This is a genomic window from Streptococcus sp. HMSC066F10, assembly GCF_001813805.1.
GTDB lineage: Bacteria > Bacillota > Bacilli > Lactobacillales > Streptococcaceae > Streptococcus > Streptococcus vaginalis.
Genome location: NZ_KV813959.1, coordinates 209197 through 216131, shown reverse-complemented (window position 1 = coordinate 216131; position 6935 = coordinate 209197). Strand labels below are relative to the sequence as shown.

At 37.6% G+C, this 6935-nt stretch carries 7 protein-coding genes and 1 tRNA gene; 7 read left to right on the top strand and 1 reads right to left on the bottom strand.

All coding sequences use genetic code 11. The features are described 5' to 3' along the window. Position 1 precedes the first annotated feature (1 nt). Positions 2–75 (top strand) — tRNA-Asn (locus tag HMPREF2933_RS02885). Positions 76–689: 614 nt separating this feature from the next. Here the strand turns inward: HMPREF2933_RS02885 and HMPREF2933_RS02880 are convergent. Next, the gene (locus tag HMPREF2933_RS02880; protein ID WP_024052199.1) at positions 690–2039 is read right to left on the bottom strand and encodes an aspartate kinase; all 1350 of its coding nucleotides are present in this window, start codon (positions 2037–2039) and stop codon (positions 690–692) included. A 167-nt stretch (positions 2040–2206) separates the two neighbouring features. Between HMPREF2933_RS02880 and HMPREF2933_RS02875 the strand changes: the two genes are divergently transcribed. From HMPREF2933_RS02875 to fabD, 6 genes are all read left to right on the top strand, one after another. Continuing rightward, on the top strand, positions 2207–2998 hold the full coding sequence (locus tag HMPREF2933_RS02875; RefSeq protein WP_024052198.1) for an enoyl-CoA hydratase: 792 nt from the start codon (positions 2207–2209) through the stop codon (positions 2996–2998). A gap of 92 nt (positions 2999–3090) precedes the next feature. Then, positions 3091–3525 carry a fatty acid biosynthesis transcriptional regulator FabT gene (locus tag HMPREF2933_RS02870; protein ID WP_022527109.1) on the top strand — a complete coding sequence of 145 codons (435 nt, stop codon included), beginning with the start codon at positions 3091–3093 and terminating at the stop codon, positions 3523–3525. Continuing rightward, positions 3525–4499, top strand: a complete 975-nt coding sequence (locus tag HMPREF2933_RS02865) for a beta-ketoacyl-ACP synthase III (protein WP_024052196.1) — start codon at positions 3525–3527, stop codon at positions 4497–4499. Before HMPREF2933_RS02870 ends, HMPREF2933_RS02865 begins: the two co-directional genes overlap by 1 nt. 53 nt (positions 4500–4552) lie before the next feature. Then, on the top strand, positions 4553–4777 hold the full coding sequence (locus HMPREF2933_RS02860; protein ID WP_003026017.1) for an acyl carrier protein: 225 nt from the start codon (positions 4553–4555) through the stop codon (positions 4775–4777). 263 nt (positions 4778–5040) lie between these two features. Then, positions 5041–6015 (top strand): enoyl-[acyl-carrier-protein] reductase FabK, encoded by a 975-nt coding sequence (fabK, locus tag HMPREF2933_RS02855; RefSeq protein ID WP_024052195.1) that lies wholly within the window; start codon positions 5041–5043, stop codon positions 6013–6015. Continuing rightward, positions 6008–6934, top strand: coding sequence for an ACP S-malonyltransferase (gene fabD / locus HMPREF2933_RS02850; RefSeq protein WP_024052194.1), 927 nt, complete (start codon positions 6008–6010; stop codon positions 6932–6934). The genes fabK and fabD overlap by 8 nt, the downstream gene beginning before the upstream one ends. The last annotated feature ends 1 nt before the right edge of the window (position 6935 follow it).

Below are 6935 nucleotides of genomic sequence, written 5' to 3'. Positions count from 1 at the left end.
ATCCGGCATAGCTCAGTTGGTAGTAGCGCATGACTGTTAATCATGATGTCGTAGGTTCGAGTCCTACTGCCGGAGTTGATACATGATTAGAAACCTTGATATAATCGGGTTTCTTTTTTGCTATTTTTAAAATAGAATGCAGAATCTCGGGTTAAAATTATTATTTATAACACTAATTCAGGCTCTTGGTTGATGAAAAGCAGAGGACGAAGTTCATTCTCTTTTTTTATGTTCAAAACAATGAGAATGTATTTTTTTAAAATTTTCATTTTTAGAGAATGAGTTACACTGTTTCATTTATCGAGAGGATTGTATTATCTCAATCAAATTAAGATTGTTTGGTTTTTAGACTGCTCATGGATGATTATATTTTGTAATAGATTTCCAGGTGAGATGCCTGACGAGTTCACCTATAAATAATACACTCTGGGGAGATTACGCATAGCAATCAATCAAAATTTGAAAATTTTTAGTTCGTACTCCTACCTACGCTATGCTGTTGCTTTTATCATCAGCTACTACATCAAGATTTTGGGGTTAATATAATGCAAGTGGCTGAGCAAAAACCCAATTCATGGTCAAAGTGTAATAATCGCTTATAGCGAAAAAAGCTTAAAATCAAGTTAATTAAAAGGTTGATTTTAAGCTTTTTGACTATTTTTATGAATTTTTACCTAGACTCTCAATTTTTATTCAAAAAAAGCTTTGTACAGTGCTTTTATAGCTGCTTTTTCTTGTTTGGAATTGATAACAATCATGATAGAAACTTCACTAGATCCTTGGGAAATCATTTGGATATTAATGTGATTATCTGACAGTGCTTTAGTTGCGGTAGCAGTCAAACCGATGTGACTTTTCATTTTTTCACCGACAATCATAATGATTGAGAGATCATGTTCGATTTCTGCGTGGTCAACTTCTAATTTTTGTCTTAATTGACGAAGAATTTCTTCCTCTTTAATGGGGGTTAACTCACGATCCCGAAGAATAATAGATAAGTCATCGATACCGGTAGGCATGTGCTCCCAGCGGATATTTAGATCTTCCAATATTTGCAGAACTTTTCTACCAAAACCGATTTCACGGTTCATGAGGTATTTAGACATGTTAATACTGGTGAAATGGGCATCCGCAGCAATACCTACTACAGTGAAGTCCCTGTTGCTGTGCTTTAAAACAATTTTTGTACCAGGATGAGTAGGGTTATTTGTATTTTTAATAACGAGTGGAATTTTCCCACGGTAAGCTGGAATGAGTGCTTCGTCATGTAATACAGTAAAACCTGCATAAGCTAATTCGCGCATTTCGCGATAAGTTAATTCTGGAATGGAGTGTGGCATGTGGATAATGCCAGGGTGTGCTGCAAAAATACCATCAACATCTGTAAAATTTTCATAAAGATCAGCTTTTACACCGGCAGCAATAATGGAGCCAGTAATATCAGACCCACCACGTGAAAAGGTGCAAATCTGGTCATCTTTTGTTACTCCAAAGAACCCTGGTATAATCAATACTTCGTCAGCTTCATTTAATTCTTCGATTTTATCATAACTGGAAGGGAGAAGTCGAGCATTTCCTGGTTCGCTGGATACAATGAGTCCTGCTTCTCTAGGGTGAACATAACGAGCATCTACGCCATTTTGTCTAAAATAAGCCGCAATGAGTTTCGCATTGTTATTTTCACCGGCAGCAAGAAAAGTATCGTACAAGAACTTATTATTTTCGATAGGAAGGCTTGCGAGCTTTTGGAAACTTTTTGAAATTCTCTCTAGAATATTTGGTTTGAGTTGCAGTTCTAACGCCATATCTCGATAACGCTGAATAATCCATTGTTGGTGCTTTGTTACGTCATTACCAGCAACATAGTCTCTATAATATTTAATGAGGGCATCTGTTACCTTTGTATCCTGAGTGCATCGCTTCCCAGGCGCAGAGACAATCACGAATCGACGTTCAGGATCAGCTTTTATAATCTGTAATACTTTTTCTAATTGACCAGCAGAGGCAAGTGAACTTCCTCCAAATTTAACAACTTTCATAAATTCTCCTATAGGCTGATTGTTTAAATTATAGCAAAATTCTGAAATCTTTTCAAATTTACTTGTGCTTACTTGCTAAAGCAAATATTTTATGTTAGAATGTAACCATATTATTTGATATTCAAATAATTTAATTGACAAAGAAAATAATTGTCGGAGGCAATTAAATGCAATTTGAAAATATTTTATATAACGTTAATGACGGTGTTGCAACATTGACTTTGAATCGCCCAGAGGTTTCCAATGGGTTTAATGTTCCCATGTGTGAAGAAATTTTAAGAGCGATAAAAATGGCTTCTGAAGATGAAGAAATCCAAATTTTGCTCATCAATGCAAATGGGAAAGTATTTTCTGTTGGCGGTGATTTGGCAGAAATGCAACGAGCGGTGGAGGCAGATGATATTCAGTCTTTGGTCAAAATTGCTGAATTAGTCAATGAAATTTCTTACTCAATGAAACAACTATCTAAGCCGGTCATTATGAGTGTAGATGGACCAGTTGCTGGTGCGGCAGCTAACATGGTGGTAGCTGCAGATTTCTGTATTGCAACGGAGCGTTCTCGTTTTATTCAAGCTTTTGTGGGGGTAGGTCTTGCTCCTGATGCGGGTGGTCTATATTTACTTGCTAGAGCGATTGGTGTGACGAGAGCAACTCAATTAGCAATGACAGGTGAACCGTTAAACGCAGAAAAAGCTTTAAATTATGGTCTTTTGTATAAAGTTTGTGAAGTTGAAAAGTTAGAAACTACAACGAATCAAGTGATTAAGAAGTTGAAACGTCATTCACTTAATTCTTATCGTGCTATTAAAGAATTGGTATGGAAGAGTTTGTTTACTGGTTGGGATGAGTATGCAAAACTCGAACTACAGTTGCAAAAGACATTGGCTTTCACAGAAGATTTCAAAGAAGGGGTGCGAGCTTATGCTGAGAAGCGTCGACCAAAATTTTCTGGGAAGTAAAAAAGTAGTTGCAATTTAATTTGATATTTGATATACTTTTCTAGTCAAATGTTTTGATGTTGAAAGTTTTTTCGTTAGAGGAGGATAGATTTTTGGATTACCAATTGGTCAATGATTATTTAACATCTATTTTCAATAATGTATTGGTTATTGAAGAATCTAGTTTGAGAGGCAGTCGCTTCAAAGATATCTCTATCAAAGAAATGCACACGATTGATGTTGTTGGGAAAAATCCCAATGCGACTCCTAGTAGCGTAGCAAAGGAATTGATGGTGACATTAGGTACCGTAACAACTAGTTTAAATAACCTTGAAAGAAAAGGCTATATTGAACGGACACGTTCAGAAGTTGATCGTCGTGTCGTTCATCTGAATTTGACAAAAAATGGTCGCCTGATTTATCGCTTGCACAGAAGATTTCACAAGAGAATGGTTGAAAGAATCATTGAAGGAATGGATGCTGAAGAGATGAAGGTCATGGGAAAAGGTCTGACTAATCTGTATCATTTTTTAGAGGATTTGAAATAATGAACTATGCTAAAATTAGTCAAGTTGCTCATTATGCTCCAAGTCAGGTAGTTACAAATGATGATTTGGCAAAAATAATGGATACGAGCGATGAATGGATTTCAAGTCGAACAGGAATAGAGCGTCGTCATTTATCACAAATAGAATCAACGAGTGTTTTGGCTACCAAGGTGGCAGAACAATTGTTGAAAAAGGCGAATATCCATGCAGATGAGCTAGACTTTATCATTGTGGCAACTATTACCCCAGACTCTATGATGCCTTCAACGGCTGCACGAGTTCAGGCAAATATTGGTGCAAATCATGCTTTTGCCTTTGATTTAACAGCGGCTTGTAGTGGATTTATCTTTGCTTTATCAACAGCTGAAAAGTTGATTTCTTCAGGTCGTTACCAGAAGGGTTTTGTTATAGGAAGTGAAACCTTATCAAAAGTCCTTGACTGGTCTGATCGTTCAACTGCGGTTCTTTTCGGTGATGGTGCTGGTGGTGTTTTGCTAGAGAGCTCAGAGCAGCAGCATTTTTTAGCTGAAAGTCAATATACAGACGGTTCGCGTGGGGAAAGCTTGACTTGTGGTAAGTTTGGTTTATCTTCACCTTATTCTGAAAAGGAAGAAGCGGCACCATATTTGACGATGGATGGTCGTAAAATTTTTGATTTTGCTATTCGAGATGTGGCAAAATCTATAAAAAATACAATTGAATCCAGTGATATTCAAGTAGAGGATATTGACTATTTATTATTACATCAAGCCAATATTCGTATTTTAGATAAAATGGCGAAAAAGATTGGTGTAGCAAGGGAAAAACTTCCTGAAAATATGATGGAATATGGGAATACGAGTGCAGCGAGCATTCCAATTCTTTTATCTGAGTGTGTTGAAAAAGGACTCATTCACCTTGATGGCAGTCAAACAGTTTTGTTGTCAGGATTCGGTGGAGGTTTGACATGGGGCACACTTATTGTTACAATTTAGTTATTATGTGGTAAACACATGAATATAAATATTTATTTTTAAAGGAGTCTATCATGGCAGTATTTGAAAAAGTACAAGAAATTATTGTGGAAGAACTTGGTAAAGAACCTTCAGAAGTTACTCTTGAGTCAACTTTTGATGATCTTGACGCAGATTCATTGGATTTGTTCCAAGTTATCTCAGAAATTGAAGATGCATTCGATATTCAAATCGAAACCGAAGAAGGATTGAACACAGTTGGTGACTTAGTTGCCTACGTTGAAGAAAAAACAAAATAAAAAGATGAAACGGGGCTGAGATAAGATTCTCGCCCTCTTTTGAAAAAGGTATTGAGGTAGGCAGTAAAGTTGACTGTATAACCGATTTTCTTTTGAGAAAAGAGCAAGAGACAGTTGATTTTGCTGGGGTGGAACAATAAAATCTATGGTTGGATGGCATGTTTCACTCCCTCTTGTTTAGGTAATAGTTTGATTTTCAAAGTATACAAGTGCTTGAACTGAAAGGATTGAGCCATTACTTAAGCAATATAAAGGAAGGTATTATGCAAACACGTGTTACAGAATTGTTAAATATTAAATATCCTATTTTCCAGGGTGGGATGGCCTGGGTTGCTGATGGTGACTTGGCTGGTGCAGTTTCTAAAGCGGGAGGTCTTGGCATTATCGGTGGTGGTAATGCACCAAAAGAAGTTGTTAAAGCTAATATTGATAAAATTAAGTCATTGACAGACAAACCTTTTGGCGTGAATATCATGCTGTTGTCACCGTTTGTGGAAGATATTGTTGACTTAGTGATTGAAGAAGGTGTCAAGGTTGTGACAACTGGTGCAGGAAATCCAAGTAAATATATGACTCGTTTCCACGACGCAGGTATTACAGTCATTCCAGTAGTTCCAAGTGTAGCATTGGCTAAGCGAATGGAAAAAATTGGTGCAGATGCAGTCATTGCTGAAGGAATGGAAGCAGGTGGGCATATTGGAAAATTAACCACCATGACTTTGGTTCGTCAGGTAGTTGAAGCAGTTGATATTCCTGTAATTGCAGCAGGAGGGATTGCCGATGGTCGCGGTGCAGCTGCAGGCTTTATGCTTGGTTCAGAGGCTGTTCAAGTGGGAACACGTTTCGTCGTTGCAAAAGAGTCAAATGCGCACCAAAATTATAAAAATATGATTTTGAAAGCTCGGGATATTGATACAACTATTTCTGCTCAACATTTTGGTCATGCAGTACGAGCTTTGAAAAATAAACTAACTAGAGAATTTGATCAAGCAGAAAAGGATGCTTTTAAGCAAGAAAATCCTGATTTAACTGTTTTTGAGAATTTAGGAGCTGGCGCTCTTGCAAATGCAGTTGTTCGCGGTGATGTTGAACATGGTTCTGTCATGTCAGGACAAATTGCGGGGCTTGTCAGCAAAGAAGAAACAGTTGAAGAAATTTTAAAAGATATTTACTACGGTGCAGCAGAGGTAATCCAAAAAGAAGCTAGCCGTTGGGCAGGAGTAACTAGAAATGACTAAAACAGCCTTTCTATTTGCAGGTCAGGGTGCTCAGTATCTGGGAATGGCTCGTGACCTTTACGATCAGTTTGATGTAGTGAGGGCAACCTATGATGAAGCAAGTCAAGTATTGGGCTATGATCTACGATATCTGATAGATAATGAGGAAGAAAAGCTCAACCAGACACGCCATACTCAGCCAGCAATTTTAACCACTTCGGTTTCTGTTTACCGATTATTGCAAGAAAAAGGAATGCAAGCTGATATGGTAGCAGGCCTTTCTCTTGGGGAATACTCTGCCATGGTAGCAGCAGGTGCTTTGGATTTTAAAACAGCGGTTGCTTTGGTTGCGAAACGTGGTGCTTTTATGGAAGAAGCAGCTCCTGCTGGCTCTGGTAAAATGGTTGCTGTACTAAACGCAGATGTGGCAACTATTGAAGCAGCTTGTCAAGCAGCTTGTCAGCTGGGAATTGTATCACCAGCAAATTACAATACGCCTAGTCAGATTGTTATTGGTGGTGAAGTTGAAGCGGTTGACAAAGCAGTAGAATTGTTAAAAGAAGCTGGTGTTAAGCGTCTCATCCCTTTGAATGTCTCTGGTCCATTTCATACAGCTTTGCTAAAACCTGCAAGTGATAAATTGTCAAAAGTTTTAGCAACAGTCGAATTTACTGATTTTAAACTCCCTTTGGTAGGAAATACAGAAGCAGCTGTCATGGAAAAAGAACGGATAAAAGAGCTATTAACTCGTCAGGTAATGGAACCGGTTCGTTTTTATGATAGTATCGCAACAATGAAAAAATCAGGTGTAACTGATTTTATTGAAATTGGTCCAGGTAAGGTTCTGTCTGGTTTTATTAAAAAAAATGATAAATCAGCAAAGGTTGCTCACGTTGAAGATGTTAGAAGTTTATCTACTCTTCTAGAAAATAAGGAATAGG

Excerpts from the sequence above, each read along its gene's own strand:
- HMPREF2933_RS02865 (WP_024052196.1), top strand. The coding sequence starts at position 3,525 with ATGAACTATGCTAAAATTAGTCAAGTTGCTCATTATGCTCCAAGTCAG.
- HMPREF2933_RS02875 (WP_024052198.1), top strand. The coding sequence starts at position 2,207 with ATGCAATTTGAAAATATTTTATATAACGTTAATGACGGTGTTGCAACA.
- fabK (WP_024052195.1), top strand. The coding sequence starts at position 5,041 with ATGCAAACACGTGTTACAGAATTGTTAAATATTAAATATCCTATTTTC.
- HMPREF2933_RS02860 (WP_003026017.1), top strand. The coding sequence starts at position 4,553 with ATGGCAGTATTTGAAAAAGTACAAGAAATTATTGTGGAAGAACTTGGT.
- HMPREF2933_RS02880 (WP_024052199.1), bottom strand. The coding sequence starts at position 2,039 with ATGAAAGTTGTTAAATTTGGAGGAAGTTCACTTGCCTCTGCTGGTCAA.
- fabD (WP_024052194.1), top strand. The coding sequence starts at position 6,008 with ATGACTAAAACAGCCTTTCTATTTGCAGGTCAGGGTGCTCAGTATCTG.